Here is a 26,673-nt window from a genome sequence, read left to right as displayed (position 1 = left end):
GATCGGCAGAACGGCCAGCGGACCGACCAGCAGACCGACCACGAGAGGACACCATGACCACCACCACAGGACCGCTCAGCGGGTACACCGTCCTCGACCTCACCCGGGCCCTGGCCGGCCCCCACGCCGGGATGATGCTCGGCGACCTCGGTGCCCGGGTGATCAAGGTCGAGACCCCTGGCACCGGCGACGACACCCGGTCTTGGGGCCCGCCATTCGTCGGCCCGGAGGAGGATCCCCAGGCCACGTACTACCTCTCCTGCAACCGCAACAAGGAGTCCATCGCCCTGGACCTCAAGAGCGAGGAAGGCCGGGCCACCCTGGTCGAACTCGTCCGGCGATCCGACGCCCTGCTGGAGAACTTTCGCACCGGCGTGCTGGACCGGCTCGGATTCACGGTGGAGACCCTGCACGAGATCAACCCGCGGCTGGTCATCCTCTCCATCACCGGGTTCGGCCATGACGGCCCCGAGGCCACCCGCAGCGGCTACGACCAGATCGTGCAGGGCGAGGCCGGGCTGATGTCCCTCACCGGTTCCGGACCGGACGACCCCCAGCGCGTGGGCGTCCCGATCGCCGACCTGCTCTCGGGGATGTACGGGGCCTACGGCCTGCTCGCGGCACTCCTGGACCGCGAGCGGACCGGGAAGGGGCAGGTCGTGAGGACCTCCCTGCTGGCCGCGGTGGTCGGCGTCCACGCCTTCCAGGGGACCCGCCAGACCGTGGCCGGGCAGACCCCGCAGGCCCAGGGCAACCACCATCCCTCGATCGCCCCGTACGGCCTCTTCCACTGCCAGGGCGGCAGCGTCCAGATCAGCGTCGGCAACGAGCGGCTCTGGAGGACGTTCTGCGCCACCGTCGGTCTCGATCCCGAGGAACCGGACTTCGCCACGAACGCGCTGCGGGTGGAGCACCGGGACCGGCTCATCCAGGTGATCGAACAGGCCTTCAGCACCCACCCGCCCGCCGAACTGCTGGACCGGCTGGACGCCGCCGGCATCCCCGCCGGGAAAGTGCGGTCCCTGGACGAGGTCTACGCCTGGGACCAGGTCGAGTCCCAGGGCCTGCGCCTCACGGTGGACCACCCCCTCCTCGGTGGCATCGACCTCCCCGGCCCCCCGCTGCGGTTCTTCGACGCGGCCTCGGGACAGGAGACCACGAAGCGGGCCCACACCGCCCCTCCCCTGCTGGACGGGGACGCCGAGGCCATCCGGTCGTGGCTGGCATGAGCGGCACCGAGGTGAGGCTGCGGCGCTCTGCGGCGCAGCTGCTGGACCTGGTGCTGGATGGGGGGACCTTCACACCGTGGGATCGCCCGGCCCAGCACCCCCCCACCGGCCTCCGGTATACCGCCGAGCTGGAGGAAGCCCGCCGCGTCACCGGTGCCGACGAGTCCGTCACCACCGGCCGGGGGCTGGTCCGCGGCCGACCGGTGGCCGTGATCGTCTCCGAATTCGGTTTCCTGGCGGGCTCCATCGGCCGCGCCGCCTCCCGCCGCATCACCGACGCCGTCCGCCGCGCCACTGAGGAGGGTCTGCCCCTGCTCGCCTGCCCGGCCTCCGGCGGCACCAGGATGCAGGAGGGGACTCCCGCCTTCCTGTCCATGGTGGACATCACCCAGGCCATCCACCGGCACAAGGACCGGGGCCTGCCCTACCTGGTCTACCTCCGGCACCCCACCACCGGCGGCGTGATGGCCTCCTGGGGGTCACTGGGCCACGTGACCCTCGCCGAGCCCGGCGCGCTGCTCGGATTCCTGGGGCCCCGGGTCTTCGAGGCCCTCAACGGTGAGCCGTTCCCCAGCGGGGTGCAGACGGCCGAGAACCTCCACCGCCGGGGGATCATCGACGGCGTCGCCGCCCCCGAGGACCTCCCGGACCTGCTCGACCGGGTGCTGCGCATCACCGCACCGGCACCCCGATCCGGCCAGTCCAGCCAGTCCGGACCGGCCTGCCCAACGCCGGCCCCGGCCAGTGCCGCGGCGGGCCCCGGCACCGCCTCCGCCTGGCATTCCATCGAGCGGTCCCGCGACCGCAGACGGCCCGACCTGCAGCGGCTGCTGGCCGAGGGCGCGGACGACGCCGTGGTCCTGCACGGCACGGGGCAGGGCGAGGCCGACCCCGGGCTGACCCTCGCCTTGGCGCGCTTCGGCACCCAGCCGTGCGTCGTCGTCGGGCACCAGCGGCCGGGCCCCGGGGAACGGGAGATGGGCCCGGCCTCCCTCCGGCAGGCCCGGCGGGGCGTCCAGGTGGCCCAGGAACTGCGGCTGCCCCTGCTCACCATCATCGACACGTCCGGAGCGGAGCTGTCCCGCGAGGCCGAGGAGGGCGGGCTGGCCGGCGAGATCGCCCGGACCCTTGCCGACCTGATCGGGACGCCGGTGCCCAGCGTGTCCGTCCTCTGGGGGCAGGGCGCGGGCGGCGGAGCGCTGGCCCTGGTGCCGGCCGACCGGGTCATCGCCGCCGAGCATGCGTGGCTCTCACCCCTGCCCCCGGAGGGTGCCAGCGCGATCGTGCACCGGGACACCCTGCACGCCCCCGAGCTGGCGGCGGCGCAGGACGTCAACGTCGCCGCGTTGCACCGGATCGGGCTCGTGGACCACGTGGTGCCGGAGGAGCCGGCCGCCGAGCTCGACCCGCGCGGCTTCTGCGCGGCCATGGCTTCGGCCATAGAGTACGAGCTGTCACGGGCGGTCTGCCTTCCCGACGCCGACCGGCTCGGCTTGAGGGCCGCCCGATTCCACCGACTGGGCTGCTGACGCGGCCGGAGGGGAGGCGCCGGTGGAGCTGCTGACGGCGCTCGCCATCCTGGCGGCCGGGCTCGTGGGAGGCCTGGTCGTCACCGCCATCGGGGCGGGCTCCCTGGTGACCTTCCCCCTCCTGCTGGCCGTCGGCCTGCCGCCCGTGGTCGCGAATGTCTCCAACACCATCGGGCTCGTGCCGGGGAACATCACCGGCACGTGGGGGTACCGCCACGAACTAGTGGGCCGGCGCGGCCTCGTCATCGGCGTCGCCGCCACCACCGCCGTCGGAGCGGTGGCCGGGGCCTTGCTCCTCCTGTCCCTGCCGCCCGACGCCTTCTCGCGGCTGGCACCGTGGCTGATCCTGCTCGCCGCCACCCTGGTCGGCGCCCAGCCCGTCATCTCAGGGTCACTGCGGCGGCGGGCGCTCCGCCGGGGGGACGCACCCCGCGGCCCCCGTCACCGCCTCCCGGCGCCCCTGGCCTGGGTGTCAGCGGTCATCGGCGTCTACGGCGGCTACTTCGGGGCGGGCCAGGGCGTCATGCTGGTGGCCTGCCTCGCCCTGGGCCTGGAGGAACGGCTCCAGACCGTCAACGCCCTGAAGAACGTGGCCGTGCTGTCCGCCAACGTGGTGGCCGCCCTGATCTTCGTCTGGATCGCCCCCGTCGACTGGGCCGCCGTCGGCCTCCTGGCGATCGGCTCCGTGGTCGGCGGCTGGCTCGGCGCCCTCATCGGGCGGCGACTGCCCGGACCGGTCTTCCGCGTCCTTGTGGTCCTCTTCGGCTACGTCGTCGCCCTCCGGCTCCTGCTGGATGCCGCCTGACACTGCCAGGGGATGCCAGAGGCCGCGAGTTGCCTAGAGACTGCCGATCGCGCGGTCCAGGTCATCGATCAGGTCGGCCACGTCCTCGATGCCCACGGACAGGCGCACCAGGTTGTCCGGCACCGCGAGCTCGGTGCCGGCCACGGAGGCGTGCGTCATCTCGGCCGGGTAGTTCATCAGCGATTCGATCCCGCCCAGGGACTCCGCCAGCTGGAACAGCCGGGTGGTCTCCGCGACCTGCTTCGCGGCCGCCGCTCCCCCGGTGAACTGCACCGAGACCATGCCGCCGTAGCCGCGCATCTGACGGGAGGCGAGCTCGTGGCCCGGGTGGTCGGGCAGGCCCGGGTAGAGCACCCGCTCCACGCCGGCGACGCCCTGCAGGTGCTGGGCGATCGTGGCGGCGTTCGCGTTGTGACGGTCCATGCGCACCCCGAGCGTCTTGAGCCCCCGGGTGGTCAGGTAGGCGTCCAGCGGCCCGTTGACCGCGCCGGCGGCGAACTGCTGGAACTTCACCTTCTCGGCGAGCTCCGGGTCGTTGACCACCACGGCGCCGCCGATCACATCGGAGTGCCCGCCGATGTACTTGGTCGTGGAATGGACCACGACGTCGGCGCCCAGTTCCAGCGGAAGCTGCAGGTACGGCGTCGCGAAGGTATTGTCCACCACCAGCAAGGCGCCGGCGGCGTGCGCCGCCCCCGCCAAGGCCGCGATGTCCGAGACCTTCATCATCGGGTTGGAGGGCGTCTCCAGCCAGAGGATGCGGGTCGCGGAGGCGTCGGTGGCCGCCAGGGCCTGCTCCACCGCGGAGACGTCAGCCATGTCCACCACGGTGTGGGCGACGCCCCAGGGGCCGAGGATCTTGTTGATCAGGCGGTAGGTTCCGCCGTAGACGTCGTTGCCCATGACGATGTGGGCGCCGGGGCCGGCCACGGCGTGGATCAGGGCGTTCTCGGCGGCCAGGCCGGAGCCGAACGTGAAGGCGCGGGCTCGGCCGTCCACGCCCCCCTCGAGGGCGGCCAGCTGCTCCTGGAGGGAATCGCGGGTGGGGTTGGTGCCGCGGCCGTAGTCGTAGCCGTGACGCAGCTGCCCCACGGCCTCGGGCGCATAGGTGGTGGAGAGGTGCACGGGTGGCACCACCGCGCCGTAGACCGTCTCGTGGGCCTGGCCGGCGTGGATGGCGCGGGTGTTGAAGCCCTCGTAGCGGGGGGTCTCGTTGGTCATGTCCAGTCCTTTCAGCGGGCCACGCGGGCCAGCAGGTCGTGCAGGGTGACGATGCCGGTGACCACACCGTGGTGGGTGGCCATCACGGCGGGGGCCGAGCGCAGTGCCTCACGCGCTGCGGAGAGCGGGGCGCTGACGTTGACCTTCGGCAGCTGGGCACCGACGTGGTCGACCACGGAGTCCGCAGCCGTCGCGCGCCCGGTGGCCAGCAGGTCGGTGAGTGTGGCCACGTCCACGGCGCCCAGGATCTCGCCGACACGCAGGTCGTCCCGGGGTGCGCCGACCACGGGCAGGGCGTCCACGCCGTAGCGGTTCATGGTGGAGATGGCCTCGGCCAGGGTGGCGTCCTTCGGGGCGGTGACCACGGACGGCAGGGCGCCGGGCAGCCACGCGGACTTCTCCTGCAGGAGGTCGGCAACCGTCGCGTTCCACGCCGCCGGAGCCGAAGACACCGCGGAGGGTGAGGACGCCGCGGGGTCCGAGGGGCCGGCGTCGTGCGAGGGCCGCAGGTCCGCCGGCAACACCGACTCCGGCGTGGAGGCCGCGAAGCCCATCTCGTCCATCCAGTCCGCGTTGAAGATCTTGCCGAGGTAGCCACGGCCGGAGTCGGGCAGGATGATGACCATCACGTCGTCTTCGCCCAGGTCCTGCGCGGCCCGGAGGCCGGCGACGACGGCCATGCCGGAGGAGCCGCCGACGAGCAGGCCCTCCTCGGCGGCGAGGCGGCGGGTCATCTCGAAGGAGGCGGCGTCGTCCACGGCGAGGACCTCGTCCGGCACGGACTTGTCATAGTTGCCGGGCCACATGTCCTCCCCCACGCCCTCCACGGAGTACGGCCGGCCGGTGCCACCGGAGTAAATGGAGCCGTCCGGGTCGGCGGCGATGACCGTGACGGGACCGGAGGCACGGTCCGCGGAGACCTCTTTGAGGTAGCGGCCCGTGCCCGTGATGGTGCCGCCGGTGCCCGCACCGATGACCACATGGGTGAGCCGTCCGGCGGTGTCCCGCCAGATCTCCGGGCCGGTGGTCTCGTAGTGGGACTCCGGGGCGGAGGGGTTGAAGAACTGGTTGGGCTGGTAGGCCCCCGGGATGTCCCGCTCGAGGCGGTTGGCCACCCCGTAGTAGGACTCCTCGGACTCGGGGGGCACGGAGGTCTTGGTGACCACCACCTCGGCGCCATAGGCCCTGAGGACATCCCGCTTCTCCTCGCCGACCTTGTCCGGGGTGACGAACACGGATCGGTAGCCCTTGAGCTGGGCGACCATGGCCAGGCCGACGCCGGTGTTCCCGGAGGTCGGTTCCACCACGGTGCCGCCGGCGGCGAGTTTGCCCTCGGCCTCGGCGTTCTCGATCATCTTCAGCGCGATGCGGTCCTTCACCGAGCCGCCGGGATTCAGGTATTCGGGTTTGACCAGGATGGTGGCCTTGAGCCCCTCGGTGACGCGGTTCAGCTTCACCAGCGGGGTGTTGCCGATGAGGCCGAGGACATTCTCGGCGTAGGTCATGCCGTGCGGGTGGCCGGGCTGGGTCTCTGGAGTGCCGGCGTTCTCGGGCTGCGCGTTCATGGGCTCAACGGTACCGCCGGGCCCACCTCGGGCGACAAGAGCATGAATCCGCATGACTCCTCCACCGGGGCAACCAGCAGGGCTCCTTAGCCGGGCACCACAGCGGGGCACCACAGTGGGGCACCACAGTGGGGCCAGTCAGCAGAACCGTGCCGGACGCGGGACAATGGCAGGGTGTTAGGTTCCCTGCCCACCCCGGACGCCTCCATGGTCCTGGAGGCCGGTGTTCCCGTGGACGTGCGCCTGACCCTGTGCGTCCTGCAACGCGGGCGTGCCGATCCCACCGTGCAGTCCCGCCCGGAGGGGGTCTGGCTCTGCTTCCGGGTGCCGGTCTCGGGGGATCCGGTGACGATGCTCGTCCGGCCGGCGCCCTCGGCGCTGGCCCCCGGCCCGGTCCCGGTGCTCGCGTGGGGCCCCGGAGCCGAGGCCGCGGTGACGGACGCGCACCGGCTGCTGGGGCTCGACGACGACTGGTCGGCGTTCGACGCACGTCTCCTCCCGCATGCAGCGGCAGCCTCAGCGACGGTCTCAGGGGCGGTCTCAGGGGCGGCCTCAGCGGCGGCCGGGGCTGTCGGGGCTGTCGGCCCGGCCGGCCTTCCACCTGCGGTGGTCCAGGCCCGACGGGCGAACCCCGGGCTCCGCCTGCCGGCCACGGGCCGGATGGTGGACCAGCTGCTGACCGTGGTCCTGGAGCAGAAGGTCACGCATGACCAGGCCCGGTCCGGGTGGCGCTGGCTGGTGCGCGGCTTCGGGGACGCGGCCCCGGCTCCGGCGCCACCGGGCATGTTGTTGCCGCCGACCGCCCACGCCGTCCGGCGCATCCCCAGTTGGGCCTGGCACGCCGGCTGGGTTCAGCCCGCACAGTCGAGGGCGATGCTGCGCGTGGCCGAGCGGGCGAGTGCCCTGGAACGGCTGGCCGGCAGACCGGTCGGGGTCGTCGCCGAAACCTTGACCGCCGTGCCGGGGATCGGCGCCTGGACGGCTGCGGAGACCGTACAGCGGACCCACGGGGCCCCGGACACAGTGGCCGTGGGCGACTATCACCTGGCCCATCACGTGGGCGAGGCGCTGACCGGCCGACGCACGGACGATGCCGGGATGCTGCGACTGCTCGAGTCCTGGGCCGGCCACCGGCAGCGCGTGGTCCGGCTCATCGGACTGTCCGGCGTCCGGTTCAGCCGGTTCGGCCCGCGGCTGGCGCCGGCGGACCACCGGCGGCGGTAGTCAGTTCTGGTCGGTGTTCTGGTCAGGATTCTGGTTTTGGGCGACCTTCTCCCGGACCTCGTCCATGTCCAGCCCCTGGACGGCCGTGACGAGCTCCTGCAGCTGGGTGGCGTTGACGGCGCCGGGCTGGGCGTAGACCAGGACCTTGTCCCGGAACGCCATGAGGGTCGGGATCGAGGTGATGTTCGCGGCGGCGGCGAGGCCTCGTTCGGCCTCGGTGTCGACCTTGCCGAACACGATGTCCGGGTGCTCACCCGACACTTGCTCGTAGACCGGGGCGAACTGCTTGCAGGGTCCGCACCAGCCGGCCCAGAAGTCGACGAAGACGATGTCGTTCTCGGTGATGGTCTGTTCGAATCCGGCTTCGGTGATCTCGGTGGTTGCCATGCCTTCCACCCTAACCTCCGCCGGCCGCACCGCGGGAGCCGGATCCACAGGCGACGGCGGAGCCTCCTCCACAGCGTCCGTCGTCCTCGCGCGTCACCCACGGTTGGCCCCTGGGCCTCTGATGCGGGGTCGCCTCTGCTCCCTAGCGTCGGATCATCCGGTCAGCAGAAGACCGGCCCCGTGGACCGATCAGCCGAGGAGCACCCGATGCCACACGACGCCCCGCAGCCACCGCGCCGTTCCCAGCAGCACCCTTTCCCGCAGCAGTCTTCCCCACCCCGCCCGAGACCGGCGCCTCAGCCCAAACACGGTCCGTCCGGGCCGGGGCGCATGGCCCCCGGCCGGCGCACGACCGTCATGGTGGTGGTGGACCGAGAGGAGCCGGAGCAGGCCCTCCGCGAGTCCATGGAGTGGGTGCAGGCGTTCGAACGGGACTGCGGACTGGTGCTGGACACGGACGCCACGGAGCTCTACGGGGTGGCCCTCGCGGCGGACCTCAAGGACTCCCTCCAGCCGCCCCGGGACGGCTCTGTGGCGGACTACCTCGACTTCATCTGCGTGGATGGCCGCTGGTTGGATCCCGGCGGCTGCCCGGCCGCCCCGCCCGATTCGAACGGGGCCCCGGCCTGGGCCTGGGCCTACTACGAGTCCGTCATGGGCTCGCCCGACCACGCCTACTGCACCGTCTGGGACCTGATGCCCCTGCCCGTGGCCGCGTGAGTGGTACGGCCACGGGCAGGAACGTGAGGAACGACGGAGACGACGGAGACTAATCAGTCGCCGTTGACGAAGGCGTCATAGCGTTGCAGGAACGCGGAGATGTGCCCACGGCTCACGGTCGCGGTCTGGTTGTAGTTGCCGTCCGTGTCCCCCAGGGAGATGCCCTCCGAGGCGAGCCAGGTGATGGCCTCGTAGTTCGAGCCGCCCACGGGCAGGTCCTCGAACGGTGAGGTGTCCGGAGCGTCGTGATCCGGTCCCTCGAACCGGTATAGCAACGTGGCGAACTCCCCGCGGGTCACCGAGGAGGACGGACGGAAGGTGCCGTCCGCGTACCCGCGGGTGATCTCCTCGGACTCAGCCCAGGCGATCGCGGCGAAGTGGGCCGAGTCCTCAGAGACGTCGGAGAACGGGTACTCCTCGGGTGCCTCGAACTCGGGCTCTATGTACCGGTAGAGGAAGGACGTGGTCTCCGCCCGCGTGACGGCCTGGCTTTTACGGAACGTCCCGTCGGTATAGCCCAGGGACAGCCCGGTCCGGGCCATCCACTGCACCGGGGCGTAGTACGCCGAACCTGGCGGGTTGTCCGAGAACTGCGGCGCCTCGGGGCCGGTGTCCGCCAGGCACTCGAAGCTGGCGGCGGACTCGGTGTCTCCACCGGTGTAGGTGGCCACGGCGGGGTAGATGCACAGCGGGCGGGAGCGCTCGCTCGACCAATCCTCCGGAACCTGGTCGTTGGCCGGGTTGACCCAGGCCTCCAGCCTCTCCGGACGCTCGCCGTCCTCCACCCAGCTGACCAGGGACGCGAGCGCATCGTGCTGGTCCGTGGCCGGGCCGCCGGACACATGGCCCATGCCCGGCACCTCGTAGTACTGGACGAAGTCGGAGGCGTCACCACCATGGGTCTCGTTGAGCTCCCGGTACCACGCGGAGGTGTCGTCCGCGGAGAACACTCCATCCGAGGCACCGTGAATGACCATCATCTTGCCGCCCGAGGCCTTCAGGTCGGTGAACTCCAGGTCCGGCGGAGTCATGAACTCCATGGCGCTCTCGGTGTAGATCCCCTCGGTCGCGTAGATCGACGCGTTGGCCTCGTCGATGTCCAAGTTCAGGACGAAGTCCCGCAGGGAGTTCAACGCCGGAGCGTAGGGCAGCGTGGAGAAGACGTAACCCACGGCCACGGAGTCCAGGGCGATGGGTGCGTTGAACTTCCAGAAACCCCAGCCCGGATCGACCAGACCCGGATCGTAAGGGAAGGAACTGTAGAGGGCGGTGCCGTCACTCGTGGTCGCACCGGCGAACACGGTCGTCACCACGGCCTTCTGCTCGGCGCTCAGGCAGGTCCCGTCCCGGTCGGCCTCGCACGTGGGAACGTGGTCCGCCACGGAGAAGACCTCGCCGCAACCATCCTGGTCCTGCACCAGACCGTCGGCCAGGCCATCGAGCCCGTCGCACTGGGCCAGGACGGCTTCAGCCAGCAGCACCCGCTCCGGCGGGGTCAGCGCCGAGTTCAGATCATCGCTGGTGGCCACGGTGTTCCACTGCTGCGCGCCCCACAGCTGGGCCACCGCCGCCTGCGGGAGGTTGAAGCCGGGCGCCAGCGCGAGGAAGCCGTCGTACTCGTCGGTGTAGCGGGAGGCGCCCACCATGGTGTGCCGGCCGCCGTTGGACCCGCCCGTCAGGTAGGAGTACTCCGGGGCACTGCCGTAGGCCGCCTCCACGAGGGCCTTCGCCATCGGCGTCAGGGTGCCTACGGCCTGGTAGCCATAGTCCAGCCGTGCCTGTGGGTCGAGACCGAAGGTAGGGTTCTGGCTGCCGGTGTGGCCGGCGTCGGAACTGATGACCGCCATGCCCATCTGGAGGCCACTCTCGCCGCCGCCCACGCCACCCACCGCGGTGCTGACGGAGCCGTCCATCCCGCCATTGGCCTGGTAGAGATACTGTCCACCCCAGTCCTTCGGCAGACGCATCTCGAAGCCGATCGCGTACTCCTCGCCATCAACGGGGCTGGTCCGCTCGTTCATCTGCCCCGTGACGAGGCAGTGCTCACCGATCTCCTCACCGCGGTTGCTGAGGGTGCCCGCGGGTACCACCTCGGCACCGGTGATGGTGGTGGAGTCGAACTCGAATCCGGACAGCGCCGCACAGTCCAGGATGTCTGCGGACGAGCCGCTGCCCACGGTTGCAGCCGGCGTGGCGGAGGTGGCGGGGGCGGACGTGCTGGCCAGGGCCACGCCCGACGAACTCAAGAGGAGCCCGACGGCGGCGGCACCGGCGACGACGGCTCGGCGGAGGGTAACGCGGCTCATCTCAGCACCTCACCCGCCGGCTCAGCCGGCGCTCGGGGACGGCCCCGTCGAAGACGGGTTGGCCGGAGGCATGACTATCGGGGCGTTCCATGGTGATGTCCTTTCACGAAGGGATATCACCCGCTGGCCACACCTCTGCAAGATGTGATGTAGGCCACAGTGCGAGTGGTGGACACATCCTATGGACATCCTGTTGTCAAAGACAATGGTCGGTTCCGTCAATGATCCTTCCGGTGCCGAGCCATCGGAATAATCCCCGGGGAGATCCGGTTGCGCGGGTTATGCGAGCCATTGGAATCCATGAACCAGGAACACCGGACGCCCTGCACGTCGTTGACTTGCCCCAACCTGCCGTTGCGGAGGGAGAGGTACGGATCCGCGTCCATGCGGCCGCCGTCAATCCGACGGACACCCTGCTCCGATCCGGACAACGGGACCTGTCCCGGCAGCCTCGGCCCCTGATCCCCGGAATGGACGTCGCCGGGATCCTGGAGGAGATCGGACCCGGCACCGAGACCCCGCTCCGCGTGGGTGACGCCGTCATGGCGATCGTCGTGCCGCGCGGCACCCACGGCGCCTACGCGGAACAGGTGGTCGTACCCGCCGAGTCCGTGGCCGCCGCTCCACGAGACACCAGCCACACGCAGGCCAGCACCCTGCCCATGAACGGGCTCACCGCACGGTTGGCCTTGGACACCCTCGGCCTGCCATCCGGCAGCGTCATCGCCGTCACCGGGGCGGCAGGCGCCATGGGCGGATACGCGGTCCAGTTGGCGAAGGCTGACGGGCTGACCGTCGTCGCCGATGCCGCCGCGAAGGACCAGGAGCTGGTCGCCGGCCTCGGGGCAGACGTCGTGCTTCCCCGCGGCGAAGGATTCGCCGACCGAGTCCGTGAGCGATTCCCCGATGGCGTGGACGGCGCCGTCGACGGAGCGATGCTGCACGCTGCGGTTGCCCCCGCTGTCCGGGATGATGGCACCGTCATCACCATCCGGGGCTACGACGAGCCGGGCGAACGTGGCGTCAAGTTCCAGCCGATCCTGGTCGCGGACTACGCCCGGGAACAGCAGAAGCTGGACGCGCTCAGGCAACAGGCGGAGGACGGCCTGGTGAGCCTGCGGGTGGCCGCCTCCTTGCCGAAGGAACAGGCCGCGGAGGCGCACCGACGGCTGGAGGCCGGCGGCGTCCGTGGACGCCTGGTGCTGAGCTTCTGAAGATTCCGGAAACGAGAAAACCGCGGGAGTCTGGTGACTCCCGCGGTTTTCCGCCGTGTGGCAGATACTGGATTCGAACCAGTGAAGGCAATGCCAGCTGATTTACAGTCAGCCCCCTTTGGCCGCTCGGGTAATCTGCCGGGGCCCCTCCCGTGCGAATCTGGTCTGAACCAGTCCGTTCGGTCGGCGACACCTCACTTTACCGGAGCTGAGCCAGGATTTCGAATCGGAGCTTTCGCGCCGCCGTCGCGCCCCTCTCCCGCCAGGGCACCGGCACGGTATGCCACGGCACCGGGGGCCCCGGTAGGCTGTCCGCGAGGAACGTCCCAACCGAGTCCACCGCCCTCTCATCGAGGCGGACACAACAGTGAAGAGGAGCCATGGCCAGCGATTCGACGTTTGATGTGGTCAGCAAGGTCGACAAGCAGGAGATCAGCAATGCCCTGAACCAGGCGCAGAAGGAGATAGCCCAGCGCTATGACTTCAAGGGCGTGGGTGCGGAGGTCGATTTCAGCGGCGAGTCCATCCTGATGAAGGCCGCCTCGGAAGAGCGCGTCAAGGCTGTCCTGGACGTCTTCCAGTCCAAGCTGGTCAAGCGCGGCATCTCCCTGAAATCCCTGGAGGCCGACGAGCCCTACGCCTCGGGCAAGGAGTACCGCATGGAGGCGACCATCAAGGAGGGCATCGACCAGCCCACCGCCAAGAAGATCTCCAAGCTGATCCGCGATGAGGGCCCGAAGTCCGTCAAGGCCGCCATCCAGGGCGACGAGCTCCGCGTCTCCTCCAAGTCCCGCGACGACCTGCAGGCCACCATGGCCATGCTCAAGGACTTCGAGGACGCGGACCTGCAGTTCATCAACTTCCGCTGAGAAGCCCGTTCAACCGACCGAGGACACCATGCTCTACCTGATCACCCCCGACGGCTTCGTCAGCACCCTGCAGGCATCCCTCGGCGACGTGCTCGTGGACGCCCGCCGTGGCCGACCACTGGCACGGCAGGCCTGGGTGGCGCAGGACCCCGGCCTCGCGGGCATTCCCGCGGAGACGGTCCTGGCCGTGGCCCTGCGCCACGGCCTCGACGGGGGCATCGGTCTCGTCGTGCATGGAGGCTTCATCGACCACGTCCTGGAACCAGAACGGTTGCGGGCCGTGGAACGAAACCAGAACCGGATCGCGGCCCAGTTGGCCGCGATCGCGCCCGAACCGCGGTTCGAGGACCGCGATTGGCACCGCCAGCAGCGGGCCATCGCCGAGGAGGCACGGCAAGCGGCCGGCGGTTCGATCCGGCAGGCAGAGAAGACGGCCGAAGAGGTGCTGTCCGCCCCGGTGAAGGACCACCTGGCTCGCGCCTGGGAGCGTGCGGGCGGGCTGCTGCCCACGTCCTGACGCGGACCAGCGGCCGGCCGAGCGACCAGCCGCGCCCAGCAGTCAGCCGGGCCCGGCGATCAGGCCTGGCCCAACTCCCGGGCCATACCCTCGAGGCGCTTGACGCGCTCGGTCATCGGCGGGTGCGTGGAGAACATCTTCTTCACGTTCCGGAACGGGTTGGCGATCATCAGGTGCGCGGTGTTCTGCAGCCGCTGTTCGGACGGCAGCGGCGCGGCCTGGATCCCGTTCTGCAGTTTGTAGAGGGCCGAGGCCAGGGCGAGCGGGTCTCCGGTGAGCCGGGCACCATCCTCGTCCGCGTCGTACTCCCGGGTCCGGGAGATGGACATCTGGATGAGCGAGGCCGCGAGCGGGGCCAGCAGTGCCAGCGCGATCATGGCCAGGGGGTTCGCCCCGCGGTTGTCCCGTCCGGCTCCGAAGAACAGCATGAACTGGGCCACCGAGGTGATGACGCCGGCCACGGCGGCCGCCATGGAGGACGTCAGGATGTCCCGGTTGTAGACGTGCATCAGCTCGTGTCCCAGCACCCCGCGCAGTTCACGCGCATTGAGCATCTGCAGGATGCCCTCGGTGCAGCACACGGCGGAATTCTGCGGATTGCGGCCCGTGGCGAAGGCGTTGGGCGAGGCCGTCGGAGCCACGTAGAGCCGCGGCATCGGCTGCTGGGCCGCCTCCGAGAGCTCGCGGACGATCCGGTACATCTCCGGCTGCTCCTGCTCGGTGACCGGATAGGCGCGCATGGAGCGGATCGCGATCTTGTCACTGTTCCAGTAGCTGTAGGCCGTGGTCGCCACCCCGACGACGGCGAAGACCCCGATCCACACGGCCCGGCCGGTCCCGGCTGCGATGACCCCGCCGATGGCCAGCAGCACGGCGAACAATCCGGCGAACAGCAGGGTGGTCTTCAGTCCGTTGTAATGCCGGTGCATCCGGGGGCGATCCTTCCAGGGGCGCGGGAAACTCAGGGACGGTCAATGAGACGTCTCTGGGTACAACGTACGTCACCGCTCGCACATTCCGGGCGGGACGCCCAGGAGACGGGATGCTCAGGGAACGGGATGCTCAGGGAACGGGGTGGCGGGAGTCGTACTTCAGGAAGCCGGGCTGCCAGCGCATCAGGGCGCTGACCCCGAGCACGCAGAGCACCCCGCCGGCCATGAGCGTCACCGGTTCGGTCAGCAGCTCGGCGGCGCCACCGGTCAGCATCTCCCCTACCCGGGGCCCGCCGGCCACCACCACGATGAAGACGCCCTGGAGCCGCCCCCGCAGATGGTCCGGGGTGGCCGACTGCAGGATGGTGTTGCGGAAGACCGATGAGATGGAATCGGCGCAGCCGGCCAGGGCCAGGAAGGCCGCGGCTGCCCACAGGTAGTGCTGGGACTCCCCGCCGGAGGCCCCGGCGCGCGCCGCCAGAGAGACCACCACGCCGAAGCCGGCCACGGACAGCCCCCAGGCTACGATGGCCCAGTACACCGCCGCCCCGTGCCGGACGATGCGTGTCAGGGGCCCGGAGAACAGTCCCGTGAGGAACGCGCCGAGGGCCATGGCCGCCAGCAGGATCCCGACGGCGGCCTCGCCGCCGCCCAGCACCACCGCGCCGATGGCGGGCAGCAGCGCCCGAGGGAAGGCGGTGGCCATCGCGACGATGTCAGCGATGAAGGTCATCCTCAGGTTCGGGCGGGAACCCAGGAATCGGAACCCCTCCACCACGGAGCCCCAGCCGACCCGGCGCCGGGCCCCGGCCGAGCCAGCAGACCCGGCACCGTCCAGCCGCTGCGGCGGCAGGGAGGGCAAGCGCCAGACCGCATAGAGGGCGGCCAGGAAGGTCACCACGTCCACGGAGTACGTCCAGGCGTAGCCCACCTGGGCCACCAGGACACCGGCGAACAGCGGCCCGACCATCATGGCCACCGAGAACGTCATCATGTTCAGGGCATTGGCGGCCGGCAGCAGCTTGAGGCCCACGAGGGCGGGGATGATGGCCCCTCGGGTGGGCTGGTTGATGCCGGAGGCCCCGGAATGGATTGCCACCAGGACGTAGAGCACCCCGACGCTCTCCAGCCCCAGCCAGGCCTGGGCCGCGATCAGGACGGCGGTCAGCCACAGCACGGCGGAGGAGGCCAGGGCGAGCTTGCGCCGGTCCACGTGGTCGGCCACCGCCCCACCGTAGAGCCCGGCCACCACCAGCGGCACCAGGGCGAACGCGCCCAACATCCCGACGGCCAGCGAGGAGCCGGTGAGGTGGAAGACCTCGAGGCTGACCGCGACGAGGGTCAGTTGCGTGCCGACGGCCGAGAGCGAGTTGCCGATCCAGAGTCGCCGGTAGGCGGGGCTGACCCGCAGGGGGGTGAGGTCTGCGAGCAGCCGCGCCATCAGCCGCGGCTGATGCGGGTCATGTCCTCGCGGGGAACCACCTTGATGCGCTCGCGCTGCACGGAACCGGTGGCGGCGGCGCCGAGGCCGAGCTCGTGCTCGTCCAGCTTCAGCCAGCCCTCCCAGGTGGTGTATTCGATGCCGCGCGATTCCAGCAGGTCGATGACCGCCTGCTCGTCCGGGTTCGCCGCGGACCACAGGTCGGGCTGGTCCTCAAGCATGCAGCCGATGGTCTCCAGGGCATCACCCTTGGTGTGGCCGATCAGGCCCACCGGGCCGCGCTTGATCCAGCCGGAGGCATACAGGCCGGGCACCGGGGTGCCGTTCTCGTCCAGGATGCGGCCGGCGTCGTTGGGGATGACACCCTTGCGCTCGTCATAGCCGAGCCCGGGCACGGGGGAACCGTGGTAGCCGATGGCCCGGTACACGGCCTGGACCGGGTAGTCGATGTACTCGCCCGTGCCCTTGACGTTGCCGGTGCCGTCCAGCTCCATGCGCTCCATCCGCAGGCCGGCGACCTGGCCGGCGTCGTCGCCCTCGCCGGCGAGGATCTCCACCGGCTGCTGCAGGAAGTGCAGGTGCAGGCGGCGCGAGGCGCCGGAGTCCTGGTCCTCGACGAGCCAGTTGGTCAGGGTGCCGACCATGGTCTTCACCTGGTTGTTCGAGGCCGCCAACTGCTCCGAGGCCTCGTCGAACTCGAAGTCCTCCGGGTACAGCACAATGTCCACGTCCTTGGAGTGCGCCAGCTCGCGCAGCTCGAGCGGCGTGAACTTCACCTGGGCGGGCCCGCGGCGGCCGAAGACGTGCACGTCCGTGACCGGGGAGGCCTTGAGCCCCTCGTAGACGTTCTCCGGGATCTCGGTGACCAGCAGGTCGTCGGCGTGCTTGGAGAGCATACGTGCCACATCCAGGGCCACGTTGCCGTTGCCGATCACCGCGACCTGCTTCGCGGTCAGCGGCCACTGGCGCGGCACGTCCGGATGGCCGTCATACCAGGAGACGAAGTCGGCGCCGCCGAAGGAACCCTCGAGCTCCACGCCGGGGACGGACAGTTCGGCGTCCCGGACGGCTCCGGTGGAGAAGACGATGGCGTCATAGTGTTCGCGCAGGTCCTCCAGGGTGAGGTCCGTGCCGAATTCCACGCCGCCGAGGAAACGGATGTCCCCCCGGTCCATGACCTTGTGGAGGGCCTTGACGATGCCCTTGATCCTCGGGTGGTCCGGGGCCACGCCATAGCGGATGAGGCCATAGGGGGCGGGGTAGCGGTCGAAGAGGTCGATGCTGACCTCGAAGTCCCGCTCGGCCTTGGTCAGCAGGTCTGCCGTATACACGCCGGCCGGTCCGGCACCGATGATGGCGAGGCGCAGGGGGCGGGCAGCGGCAGCGGTCACAGGGTCGTCCAATCAGCAGGGTGCAGAGATCGAGGTGGCATCGAGAGGGCAATCGCGATGGCACGGGGCGGCGGCCCTCAGGGGCCACCGCCGGTCCATTCTACCGGGATCACCGAAATACACACGACCACCGTGATGCAATGCACGTCGGAGGTTCCTCGCGTGCCACGCGTTGCCAGACGGACACTTCACGCGTAACGCCAAGGGACCGGTCCCCCTGGACCGGTCCCGCGCGCCGCCTGCGGCGGCAGGGCCGTGACGTGGCCGAGACGAGGTGGGTGTGACCCGACGCTGCGGTCAGCCCCCGTACGTGGCCGCACCGATGGCGGTACCGGCGGCCTTGGCCGCGTCGGCGGCGGTGATGTCGTTCATCTCCATCAGGGTGCGGGCGTCCTTGACGAGCAGCTTGACCTGCTCGCAGGCGTCCAGCCACTTCTGCTCCACCACCTGGTAGTCCTCGGAGTTGGAACTGGACTGGAAGTTCTCGTCCATGTAGGCCTTCTGCGTCTCGCGGTCACCGATGATGCCCTCGATGCGATCGGCGATCTGGCCCACCTGGTATTCGTAGGCCTGGGCTTCGCCGGCGTCGTACTTGATAACCATGGTCTATTCCTTTCGGGTTCCGGGTGTCCCGGAGAAGTGCGGGGTGTGTCGGTTGGTACTGCGACTGGTACTGCGGCTGGTACTGCGACGCTGACGCTGAGGCGTCACCAGGACAGCTCGGCGCCCTGTTCCTTGGCGCGGGCGTCATCCAGCTCGGTCTGCTCCTGGACGCTGTAGGCCTTGTAGAGCTCGCCCTGGCCCACGTTGATCAGGGACAGTGCCTCGATCACCTGTCCCTGGCACTCGTTCACCCGGTTGATGAAGTTGCGGAAGGCCTGGGCGCCGGCTCCCTGGAAGCTGCTCTCCAGGGACACGGTGGCATCCTCGAGGTTCTGCAACTCCACGATCAGGAGCTCGCCCGAATCGCCGGAGTCCTTGGCCGCCTTGTCGAAGGCGTCAAGGCCTTCCTGCAGTTCAAGTCGTTCGCTTCCTGTAGCCATGTCAATCCCCTAGGTGGTTCCGTCTCGGACCGGTGGTCCGCTGTCTGCGTGCCTGACGTGCGCTGCGTTCCGCAACCCGCCGGCCCGATGACTCCATCTTTCTGCCCCGGTGTGGTCCGGTCAACCGGATCCGATGGGGAGAACTCCCCATGCACGGACCGCCGGTCTCGTTTCCGCCCTCGAAGGAATGCTGGAATGATGAGGGAGGTCACGGCGCCGGGGGTGTGCCGGGCCAGGACGAGCCCGGTGCAGACCGGGAGGAGGGGGCACCGGCTGTGGCCATGGATTTCGACTCTCAGCTCATCGAGTCGGTCGAGGTGCGGCGCGAGCGGTTGAGCGCCTCGTTCCTGTTCGGGCTGAACCCCACCGAGCGGCGGTGGAAGGACCGGACCAACTTCTTCGTCTACGGCGTGATCCTCGCCGCCCTGGCCTGTGCCTTCTGCGTGGGGATCTCCTTCATCGTGAACATCATCGGCAACTGGCTGGCTGAACGCGAGGAACGGGACCAGCAACAACAGCAGCGCAACGCGCACGTCCAACCACCGCCAGCGTCGCAGGGTGTGGAGAACCGCCCGGCGCCCGCTTCTGCCGTGGTGTCCCCCGCCGACACCACGGTGCTCGCGGCCCTCACTGCCCCCACCCCCCTGCCGCCGACCCCTGGGAGATCCTGACGTGCCCACCCCCTATACGCGAGTCACCCTGGTGGGCCAGCGGCGCAATGCGGACCTCCTGCTGCCCTCGGACACACCGCTCGGAACCCTCCTGCCCCAGATCCTGGACGTGCTGAACGATCAGCCGGAGGACTCCCTGGGCACCAAACTGCTGGTCCGGCCGGACGGTGACGAGATCCCCCCGAGTCAGACCCTCAGCGAGTCCGCTGTCCTGGACGGCGAGCGCCTCCGCCTCGTCTCCCGCACCGAGGCCCCGCCGGCTCCCATCGTCTACGACCTCAACGACTCCGTCTCGGACGCCACGGAGGCCGTGCCCGGGCGGTGGTCGCCGGTCTACAAGTACATCTGCTGCGGGTTGCTCGCCGCCCTGGGCGCGTGGTTCGCGATCACGTCCCTGCTGGCGACCTACACCCCGGAGCTGCAGGACTGGATCAACCTCGCTCTGGCCGCGGTGGCACTCATCGGCGCCGCCGTGGTCTCCTCGCCGGGCCGCCAACAGGCCGTCGCCGCCACCCTCGCGGGCGCCGGAGCCCTGTTCGCCCTCTCCGGCCTGACCGGGCTGGGGCTCCCCGCCCCGTGGGGACTCATCGCCGTCGGTACCCTAGCCGCCGTCGTGCTGGGGGTCCTCGGATTCGTCGTCAACCGACCGCTGTCCATGTTCATCGCGGCCGCGGTGACCGGCGTGCTCGTGGCGGTCTGGGCCGTCTCGCCCCCGCTGGCCGAGTGGGCCATCGGGGACCGCACCGCCGATCCGGTGGTCGGTGCGGCCGCCATCCCCGGCATCGCCGCCCTGCTGGTGCTGGGCATGCTGCCCAAGATCGCCCTCGGCGTCTCCGGCCTGGCCGGCATGGACGACCGGCACGCCAACGGCTCGACGGTGCTACGACGGGACGTGGACCGGGCCATCGAATCCGCCCACGGCGGCCTCATCGCCAGCGCCGTCATCTGCGCGGCCTCGGCCGCACTGTCCCTGTGGCTGGTCGGCGGCGACACTGTGGCCTACCCCTTCTCCCTGCCCCTCCTCGCCAGTCTGGTCCTGGCCCTCGGGCTGCGCACCCGTTCCTTCCCGCTGGCCGCCCAGCGCATCCCGCTGTACCTGGCCACCGGCCTCGGTGCCCTCTCCCTGGTTCGCCTGGCCATCGGGTTCCAGCCCGACTATGAAGGGGTGTTCCTGGCCCTGTTGCTGGTCCTGGCCCTCGTGGTCGGAGCCGGGCTGTCCGTCGACCTGCCCGACCATTCGCAGGCCCGGATGCGCAAGGCCGGGGACACGCTCGAGGCCATCGCCCTGCTCGCCCCCATCCCGCTGCTGATCGGCTACTACGGGATCTACGCCACCCTGTTGGAGACCTTCTGATGTCCGCTCCCCTGGATCCCTGGCACGACGCCGGCCCCGCACCGACCCGGCCACGGCCCGGCGCGGGCCCCACGGACGGCTCAGATCCGCTGTGGTCCAGCCGCTCCGACCTGCGCCGGGGCCTGGCGCGGGCCCAGGACGACCCGGGCACCGGCTTCGAGTCCGTGGCGTCCCGGGTCCAGCGCGACTACTCGCGCCGGCCGGCCCTGTCCCTGTGGGCTCGCGGCTGGCGCGCCGTCGGCGGGCTGTGGGGCCATGACCGCACCGGCGACCGGCTGGCCGCCTCGGCCAAGGTGGTCCAGTCCCCCGTCACCACCGGCCGGCGCATCGCGGTGGTGTCCCTGCGCGGCGGCGCCGGCAAGACCACGGTGGCGGCCCTGACCGCCTCGACCTTCGCCGCCCTGCGTCCCGAGCCGGTGTCCGCACTGGACCTGGACCCGGCCCTCGGCTCCCTCGGCCTGCGGTTGGGCCACCGGCCGTCGCACGGCGCGGACCGGTTGGCCGCCGAACTGGCCGCCCTGGACTCGACCACCTTCGAGGCCGTCACCTCGCGGATGTCCCTCGGGGCGAACGACCTCTACTACACCGGCCCCCGGGTGGCCGGCGGGCCCCTGGGGCAGAGCGCCGCGACCACGTTGCTGTCCGGACTGTCACGCTACTTCCCGGTCACCGTCATCGACTGCCCCACCGGTACCGAGCACCCGGACACGGCCGCGATACTGACCCGCGCCCATGCCGCCATCTTCGTCGTGCCCGCCACGGCATCCGGCGTGGACGAGGCCGCCGGCTACCTGCGCCACTGGCTCACCGACCCCTTCCTCTCGGCCGTCCCCGTGGTGGCCGCCGTCGTCGGCACGGACCGGGACGCGGTGCTGGACCCGCTCGCCCAGGCGGCCGCGCTGACCCGGATCGGAGTCGGCGCTGTGGCCGTGCGGCACGATCGCCACGTCGCCGCAGGGGTGGGGATCAGCCTGCCACTGCTGCTGCCGGAGAACCGGCTGGCCGCCGCAGAGCTCGCCGCCCAGGTCCTGTCCGCCGCGAACGCCGCGGGTACCACGGGCACCGCCCCGGGCCAGTCCACGGGCGCCTCCACGCGGGGCCGGCAGGGGGTCGCCTGGTGACGCAGAAGGTCATCCACCGTCCCGCCCGCACCTCGGCGCCCGCCCGGCTCTACCGGCCCTTCCGCATCGAGGGCCCCCAACCCATCGACCCGTCCCAGTCGGCGGGCGAGGGGGCCGGCGGTTTCCTCCGCCTGCTGCCCATGGTCGCCGCCGGCGGCTCCATGATGGTCATGATGACCTTCCGGCAGAGCCCGTTCGCGGCCGTCGGGGCCATCGCCATGGCGCTGTCGCTGATCGTGGGCGTCGTCATGATGTTCTCGCAGCGCGGCAAGGCCGGACGCCAGCGCAAGAGCATGCGGGACACCTACGCCCGCTACCTCGAGCGGACCCGGGTGAGGCTGCGGGATGACGAGCAGCAGGCGCAGCTGGCAGCCCGGGCTTCCTCCCCGCCCGCCGCCGCCCTGTTCGACATCGTCCGGGACCCGGCACGCGTGTGGGAACGGCGCCGCTACCACGAGGACTTCCTGCGCATCCGCGTCGGTTCAGGCCGGCGCCCCACCCGGGACATCGACATCTCCCTGATCGAGACCGCCACCTCGCTGCAGGACGAGTTCCTGCTCCGTGAGGCCGAGAGCCTCAAGGCCCGCTTCGAGACCGCCCCGGACATGCCGGTGAACCTGCCGCTGGACTCCGCGGGCAACGTGTCCCTCGTCGGCCCCCGCGACCTGGAGCTGCAGCTCGTGCGTTCGCTGGTGGCCGGCGCCGCTGCACTGCAGTCGCCCGAGGACGTGCGCATCGCCCTGATCACGCCCGAGGCCCACCGCGCCGACTGGGACTGGCTGGAGCTGCTCCCCCACTTGGACGACACGACGCACCGGCACTTCACCGGACCGGTCAAGCTGATTGCCCCGGACTACGACTCGCTGCTGGAGCTGCTGGAGGAGGACCTGCGGTACCGGTCCAAGGTGGCCGGCGAGTACAACAAGTACGGGGACGAGATGACTAAGGGCCCGTCCCTGCTGCCCCGTCTGATCGTGATCGTGGACCGCTACGGGCAGACCGCCGGTGACCTCGCCTTCGGGGACTCCCACTTCGGTCTGCCGGCGCGGGCCATCACCGCCCTCCACCTGTGCGCGGACCGGCTGCACGAGCCCTCCGAGGTGAACTACCGGATCACCCTCACGGATCGCCATGCCGGTCAGTCCTCCGCCCAGTCCTCCGGCCGGGGCCTCAGCCGGTCCGAGGCCACCATGACCAGGGGGACCGCAGATACGACGACCGCGCAGGGGATGGCTGCCCGTCCCCTCTTCCTGCTCGAGGACCGGACCAAGGACCAGGGGAACCCGATCCGGACCGAGGGCGAGCTGGACCCCCTGGACGCCAGCACCGCCGAGGGGCTCGTGTCCGAGCTGGCACCGTTGCGGCTGGCGCTGGACTCCCTGGAGCACACCGGTGCCGAGGCGGCATCCTCCTCCTCGTTCCTGGAGATGCTGCACCTGTCCCCGGCACTGGACCGGGCCGACGTCGAGCGCAATTGGCGACCCCGCTCCCAGGCCGACTTCCTGCGGGTGCCGCTGGGACCGGATGACAAGGGCAAACCGGTGCTGCTGGACCTCAAGGAGGCCGCCCAGCTCGGCATGGGACCGCACGGTCTGTGCGTGGGCGCCACCGGCTCCGGCAAGTCCGAGATGCTCCGGTCCCTGGTCTTCGGCCTGCTCGCCACCCACTCACCGGATTCGCTGGCGATGGTGCTGGTCGATTTCAAGGGCGGCGCGACCTTCGCCCCCTTCGAGGGCGCACCGCATGTCACGGGCATCATCACGAACCTCTCCGACGACCTGACCCTGGTTGAGCGCGTCTACGCCTCGCTCAACGGCGAGATCCTGCGCCGGCAGGAGGTCCTGAAGGCCGCCGGCAACATCGCCAACATCACCGACTATCAGATCCACCGGGACGAACAACTGGCCCAGGGACGGGGACAGCAGGGGACGCCGGGCGGAGAACCGCTGCCCCCGCTGCCGCACCTGGTCATCATCATCGACGAGTTCGGCGAGCTGCTGACCGCCCGCCCGGACTTCATCGACCTGTTCCTGTCCATCGGCCGCATCGGCCGCTCGATCGGCGTCCATCTGCTGCTGAGCTCCCAGCGGGTGGAGTCCGGCAAACTGCGCGGCCTCGAGACCTACCTGTCCTACCGCATCGGCCTGCGCACGCTGTCCGAGTCCGAGTCCCGCACCGTGCTGGACACCCCCGATGCCTTCCACCTGCCGCCGCTGCCCGGCTACGGGTACCTCAAGGTGGACACCACCGTGTACTCCCGTTTCAAGTCCGGCTACGTCTCCGGCCCCCTGGCGGACGAGGTCTTCGATGAGGAAGAGGAGGTGGACCTGGAGGACGAGATCCCGCCGGTGCTGAAGGCCACGGACTACGCCCTGGTCCTCGCTGAGCCGCCGGCCGCCGGCGGACCGGGCGAGGGGGGCGAGCCGGGGGCCCCGGCCCCGAAGAAGGACTCCCCGGCACGCCGCTCCACCGGTCCCACCGTGATGTCCACCATGATGGACACGCTGCGGACCTACCCGCCGTCCGTGCAGCCGATCTGGCTGCCCCCGCTGCCGGTGGAGTCCACCCTGGACCAGGTGGTCGGCGAGCCGAAGAACACGGAACAGGGCCTGCGCCTGCCGGCCGGGGGCAACCTCACGGTGCCCATCGGCCTGTTGGACGATCCGGCCCGCCAGTGGCAGGGGCTCTGGGAGATCGACTTCACCTCCGGCTCGGGCAACATGATCGTCCACGGCGGTCCCCAGTCCGGCAAGTCCACCGCCCTGCGGACCATCGTGGCGTCCCTGGCCCTGACCCATTCGCCGCAGCAGGTCGGCATCTACTGTGTCGACCTGCTGGGCTCCGGCCTGCTGCCGCTGCAGGACCTGCCGCATGTGGGCGGGGTGGCCGTCCGCACCAACGGAGAGGTCGTCTCACGCACGGTGGACGAGGTCCTCGGGATGCTCTCGCACCGCGAGCGGGTCTTCGAGAAGCACGCCATCGACTCCCTGCCGACCATGCGGCGGATGCATGCCGAGGGAAAGCTGCCCGAGCTGCCCAGCGCGGACATCTTCCTGGTGGTGGACGGCCACGGCCAGTTCCAGGAGGAATTCGAGGACCTGCTGCCCAAGGTGGTCCAGATCATGACCCGCGGCGGGGGCTACGGCATCCACATCATCTCCGCGGTGAACCGCAACAACGAGATCCGGGCCACCCACCAGTCCTACTTCACCCATCGCATCGAGTTGGCGCTGTCCGAGGCCGGCGACTCCCAGATCGACCGCAAGCTGGCGGCCAACGTGAACCCGGAGGCACCCGGCCGCGGCCTGATGCCGCTCAAGCTCCAGGGTCACCTGGCCCTGCCGCGGATCGACGGCCAAGCTGAGCGGGAGTCCGCCACGGACGGGCTGAAGGACCTCGTGGAGCAGGTGGGCCGCTTCTCCACCGGCGCCGCCATGAAGGTCCGCGTCCTGCCCGCGGTGGTGGAGGCGTCCGCGGTGTCCTCCCCGGAGCAGAAGGGCCTGTTCCCGTTGGGCCTGCGCGAGCTGGACCTCGGCGTGGAGTACCTCGATCTGGAACGCCAGGACCGGAACCTGATCATCATGGGGGACGAGGAATCGGGCAAGAGCAACCTCCTGCGCCAGGTGGTCAACCGTTTCACCGCGAACCACCGGGACAACGAGTTGATGTTCGTGGTCATCGATCCCCGCCGCGGACTCGGTGACCTCGTGCCCGACGACTACCTGGGCGGTTACGCCACGAACGCCGAGGTCGCCAAGAATCTGGCGGGCGCCGTGATCAACGAGCTGCGCAAGCGCCAGGACCCGGACGAGGACCAGACCACCGTCCAGCGCCAGACGCGGATCGTGGCCCTGATCGACGACTACGACGTGCTGACGGTGGGCGGCGGGCAGTCCCCCCTCGGCGCCTTCGTGCCCTTCATCCCGATGGCCGCGGACCTGCGGATCAACTTCGTGCTGACCCGCCGGGTGCGGGGCGCCTCCCGCGGCATGTATGAGACGTTCTTCTCGACCTTGCGGGACAACGGGACCTCGGCGCTGATCATGTCCGGCGACCGCCGCGAGGGCACTCTCATCAACGGCATCAAGGCCCGCAAGATGCCGCCCGGCCGCGGCCAGCTGCTGATGACGGGCAAGCCGGTGATGACGGTGCAGACGTTCTTCGGCGACCTGCCGGAGTGACCGCCGCCGCTTCCGCGCCCGGCCACACCCCGCGCCCGGTCACCCCAGCCGGGCTCGCCTACGGTGCCGGCGCATACACGTTCTGGGGCGGGCTGCCGCTGTACATGGCGGCCACGGCGCCGGCCTCCGCCCTCGAGGTGGTCTTCGCCCGGATCGCGTTCACGCTCGTCACCTGCGCCGTGCTGCTCTTCGTCCTGCGGCGGTGGCGCGACGTCGGCCGGCAGCTGGGCGACCGGCGTCGCCTGGGCTCCACCGCCCTGGCGTCCGTGCTCATCACCGGCAACTGGGCGATCTACACCTACGCCGTGCTCTCCGGCCAGACCCTCGAGGCGGCCCTGGGGTACTTCATCAACCCGCTGGTCTCCGTGCTCGCCGGGGTGGCCCTGTTCGGGGAGCGGCTCCGGCGGGCCCAGTGGGTGGCCGTCGGCCTGTCCGTCACGGCCGTGGTGATCATGGTGCTCGGCCACGGGGCGTTCCCCTGGCTGGCGATTCTGCTGGCCCTGACCTTCGGCGGCTACGGCGTGGTCAAGAGCCGGCTGTCCACCACGGTCAGCCCGGTCGCCTCCCTGGGTGCCGAGACGATCCTGCTGATGCCGGTGAGCCTGGCCGGGATGTGGTGGCTGGCGGCCTCGGACCAGATGACCCTGGTCTCCCACGGTGCCGGACACTTCTGGATCCTGGCCCTGTCCGGGGTGGTGACGGCCATCCCGCTGATCCTCTTCGGGGCGGGCGCCAGCCGGTTGCCCCTGACCCTGCTCGGGCTGCTGCAGTACATCAACCCGCTGATCCAATTCCTCATCGGGCTGTTGCTGTTCCAGGAGGCCATGAGCACCGGCCGGTGGGCCGGGTTCATCCTCATCTGGTGTGCCCTGGTGGTGCTGATGCTGGACTCGTTGCGGGCGGCCCGGCGGAATCCCCGGCCGCGCCACGGCCCGTAGGACGGGACCCTAGAC

The 26,673-nt window shown here is 70.4% G+C and carries 22 protein-coding genes and 1 tRNA gene; 13 read left to right on the top strand and 10 right to left on the bottom strand.

Annotated features, from left to right (window positions below):
- Positions 1–53 precede the first annotated feature (53 nt).
- The 3 genes from AB0333_RS00260 to AB0333_RS00250 are packed head-to-tail and all read left to right on the top strand — an operon-like array spanning position 54 to position 3,563.
- A complete protein-coding gene (locus tag AB0333_RS00260) occupies positions 54–1,229 on the top strand; it encodes a CoA transferase (RefSeq protein WP_366216784.1) in 1,176 nt (391 codons plus the stop codon).
- Positions 1,226–2,758: a carboxyl transferase domain-containing protein gene (locus tag AB0333_RS00255; RefSeq protein WP_366216783.1), complete on the top strand. Its 1,533-nt coding sequence runs from the start codon at positions 1,226–1,228 to the stop codon at positions 2,756–2,758. The genes AB0333_RS00260 and AB0333_RS00255 overlap by 4 nt, the downstream gene beginning before the upstream one ends.
- A 22-nt stretch (positions 2,759–2,780) precedes the next feature.
- A complete protein-coding gene (locus tag AB0333_RS00250; RefSeq protein ID WP_366216782.1) occupies positions 2,781–3,563 on the top strand; it encodes a sulfite exporter TauE/SafE family protein in 783 nt (260 codons plus the stop codon).
- Positions 3,564–3,596: 33 nt separating this feature from the next.
- Here AB0333_RS00250 and AB0333_RS00245 read toward each other — a convergent pair whose 3' ends face one another.
- Together AB0333_RS00245 and AB0333_RS00240 are read right to left on the bottom strand one after the other, a co-directional pair.
- Positions 3,597–4,784, bottom strand: a complete 1,188-nt coding sequence (locus tag AB0333_RS00245; RefSeq protein WP_366216781.1) for a cystathionine gamma-synthase — start codon at positions 4,782–4,784, stop codon at positions 3,597–3,599.
- Between the two features lie 11 nt (positions 4,785–4,795).
- Entirely contained in the window at positions 4,796–6,289 is a 1,494-nt protein-coding gene (locus AB0333_RS00240) for a cystathionine beta-synthase (RefSeq protein WP_366217176.1), read from the bottom strand.
- A 234-nt stretch (positions 6,290–6,523) separates the two neighbouring features.
- Between AB0333_RS00240 and AB0333_RS00235 the strand changes: the two genes are divergently transcribed.
- Positions 6,524–7,573: a 3-methyladenine DNA glycosylase gene (locus AB0333_RS00235; protein WP_366216780.1), complete on the top strand. Its 1,050-nt coding sequence runs from the start codon at positions 6,524–6,526 to the stop codon at positions 7,571–7,573.
- Here AB0333_RS00235 and AB0333_RS00230 read toward each other — a convergent pair whose 3' ends face one another.
- Positions 7,574–7,960 (bottom strand): thioredoxin family protein, encoded by a 387-nt coding sequence (locus AB0333_RS00230; protein ID WP_366216779.1) that lies wholly within the window; start codon positions 7,958–7,960, stop codon positions 7,574–7,576.
- Between the two features lie 330 nt (positions 7,961–8,290).
- Here AB0333_RS00230 and AB0333_RS00225 point away from each other — a divergent pair, with 330 nt between their 5' ends.
- Positions 8,291–8,680, top strand: coding sequence for a hypothetical protein (locus AB0333_RS00225; RefSeq protein ID WP_366216778.1), 390 nt, complete (start codon positions 8,291–8,293; stop codon positions 8,678–8,680).
- 53 nt (positions 8,681–8,733) lie between these two features.
- Here the strand turns inward: AB0333_RS00225 and AB0333_RS00220 are convergent, their stop codons facing one another.
- A complete protein-coding gene (locus AB0333_RS00220) occupies positions 8,734–10,986 on the bottom strand; it encodes a tannase/feruloyl esterase family alpha/beta hydrolase (protein WP_366216777.1) in 2,253 nt (750 codons plus the stop codon).
- Positions 10,987–11,324: 338 nt separating this feature from the next.
- Here AB0333_RS00220 and AB0333_RS00215 point away from each other — a divergent pair, with 338 nt between their 5' ends.
- On the top strand, positions 11,325–12,200 hold the full coding sequence (locus AB0333_RS00215) for an NADP-dependent oxidoreductase (RefSeq protein ID WP_366216776.1): 876 nt from the start codon (positions 11,325–11,327) through the stop codon (positions 12,198–12,200).
- Positions 12,201–12,258: 58 nt separating this feature from the next.
- Here the strand turns inward: AB0333_RS00215 and AB0333_RS00210 are convergent.
- A tRNA-Tyr gene (locus AB0333_RS00210) sits at positions 12,259–12,340 on the bottom strand.
- Between the two features lie 240 nt (positions 12,341–12,580).
- Between AB0333_RS00210 and AB0333_RS00205 the strand changes: the two genes are divergently transcribed.
- Both AB0333_RS00205 and AB0333_RS00200 read left to right on the top strand, forming a co-directional pair.
- Entirely contained in the window at positions 12,581–13,069 is a 489-nt protein-coding gene (locus AB0333_RS00205; RefSeq protein WP_366216775.1) for a YajQ family cyclic di-GMP-binding protein, read from the top strand.
- A 28-nt stretch (positions 13,070–13,097) separates the two neighbouring features.
- Positions 13,098–13,586 carry a hypothetical protein gene (locus AB0333_RS00200; protein ID WP_366216774.1) on the top strand — a complete coding sequence of 163 codons (489 nt, stop codon included), beginning with the start codon at positions 13,098–13,100 and terminating at the stop codon, positions 13,584–13,586.
- A 59-nt stretch (positions 13,587–13,645) separates the two neighbouring features.
- Here AB0333_RS00200 and htpX read toward each other — a convergent pair whose 3' ends face one another.
- The 5 genes from htpX to AB0333_RS00175 form a co-directional block, all read right to left on the bottom strand.
- A complete protein-coding gene (gene htpX / locus AB0333_RS00195) occupies positions 13,646–14,515 on the bottom strand; it encodes a zinc metalloprotease HtpX (protein ID WP_366216772.1) in 870 nt (289 codons plus the stop codon).
- A 133-nt stretch (positions 14,516–14,648) separates the two neighbouring features.
- Complete coding sequence (locus AB0333_RS00190) at positions 14,649–15,959, bottom strand: MFS transporter (RefSeq protein ID WP_366216770.1); 1,311 nt, start codon at positions 15,957–15,959, stop codon at positions 14,649–14,651.
- Positions 15,959–17,350 (bottom strand): FAD-dependent oxidoreductase, encoded by a 1,392-nt coding sequence (locus tag AB0333_RS00185; RefSeq protein ID WP_366216769.1) that lies wholly within the window; start codon positions 17,348–17,350, stop codon positions 15,959–15,961. The genes AB0333_RS00190 and AB0333_RS00185 overlap by 1 nt, the downstream gene beginning before the upstream one ends.
- Before the next feature lie 297 nt (positions 17,351–17,647).
- On the bottom strand, positions 17,648–17,953 hold the full coding sequence (locus AB0333_RS00180; RefSeq protein ID WP_366216768.1) for a hypothetical protein: 306 nt from the start codon (positions 17,951–17,953) through the stop codon (positions 17,648–17,650).
- A 104-nt stretch (positions 17,954–18,057) separates the two neighbouring features.
- Positions 18,058–18,393, bottom strand: a complete 336-nt coding sequence (locus tag AB0333_RS00175) for a hypothetical protein (RefSeq protein ID WP_366216767.1) — start codon at positions 18,391–18,393, stop codon at positions 18,058–18,060.
- 281 nt (positions 18,394–18,674) lie between these two features.
- Between AB0333_RS00175 and AB0333_RS00170 the strand changes: the two genes are divergently transcribed.
- From AB0333_RS00170 to rarD, 5 genes are read left to right on the top strand one after another with little or no spacing between them, the layout of a single operon-like run.
- The gene (locus AB0333_RS00170) at positions 18,675–19,064 is read left to right on the top strand and encodes a hypothetical protein (RefSeq protein WP_366216766.1); all 390 of its coding nucleotides are present in this window, start codon (positions 18,675–18,677) and stop codon (positions 19,062–19,064) included.
- Between the two features lies 1 nt (position 19,065).
- Positions 19,066–20,418: a type VII secretion integral membrane protein EccD gene (eccD, locus tag AB0333_RS00165; RefSeq protein ID WP_366216765.1), complete on the top strand. Its 1,353-nt coding sequence runs from the start codon at positions 19,066–19,068 to the stop codon at positions 20,416–20,418.
- Positions 20,418–21,539, top strand: a complete 1,122-nt coding sequence (locus AB0333_RS00160) for a hypothetical protein (RefSeq protein ID WP_366216764.1) — start codon at positions 20,418–20,420, stop codon at positions 21,537–21,539. Before eccD ends, AB0333_RS00160 begins: the two co-directional genes overlap by 1 nt.
- Complete coding sequence (eccCa, locus tag AB0333_RS00155; protein WP_366216763.1) at positions 21,536–25,720, top strand: type VII secretion protein EccCa; 4,185 nt, start codon at positions 21,536–21,538, stop codon at positions 25,718–25,720. The genes AB0333_RS00160 and eccCa overlap by 4 nt, the downstream gene beginning before the upstream one ends.
- Positions 25,717–26,658 carry an EamA family transporter RarD gene (gene rarD, locus AB0333_RS00150; RefSeq protein WP_366216762.1) on the top strand — a complete coding sequence of 314 codons (942 nt, stop codon included), beginning with the start codon at positions 25,717–25,719 and terminating at the stop codon, positions 26,656–26,658. The genes eccCa and rarD overlap by 4 nt, the downstream gene beginning before the upstream one ends.
- Positions 26,659–26,673: the final 15 nt, after the last annotated feature.

Origin of the sequence: Citricoccus sp. NPDC079358 (genome assembly GCF_040702545.1) — a bacterium.
GTDB lineage: Bacteria > Actinomycetota > Actinomycetes > Actinomycetales > Micrococcaceae > Citricoccus.
This window is presented reverse-complemented; position numbering and strand designations above follow the sequence as displayed.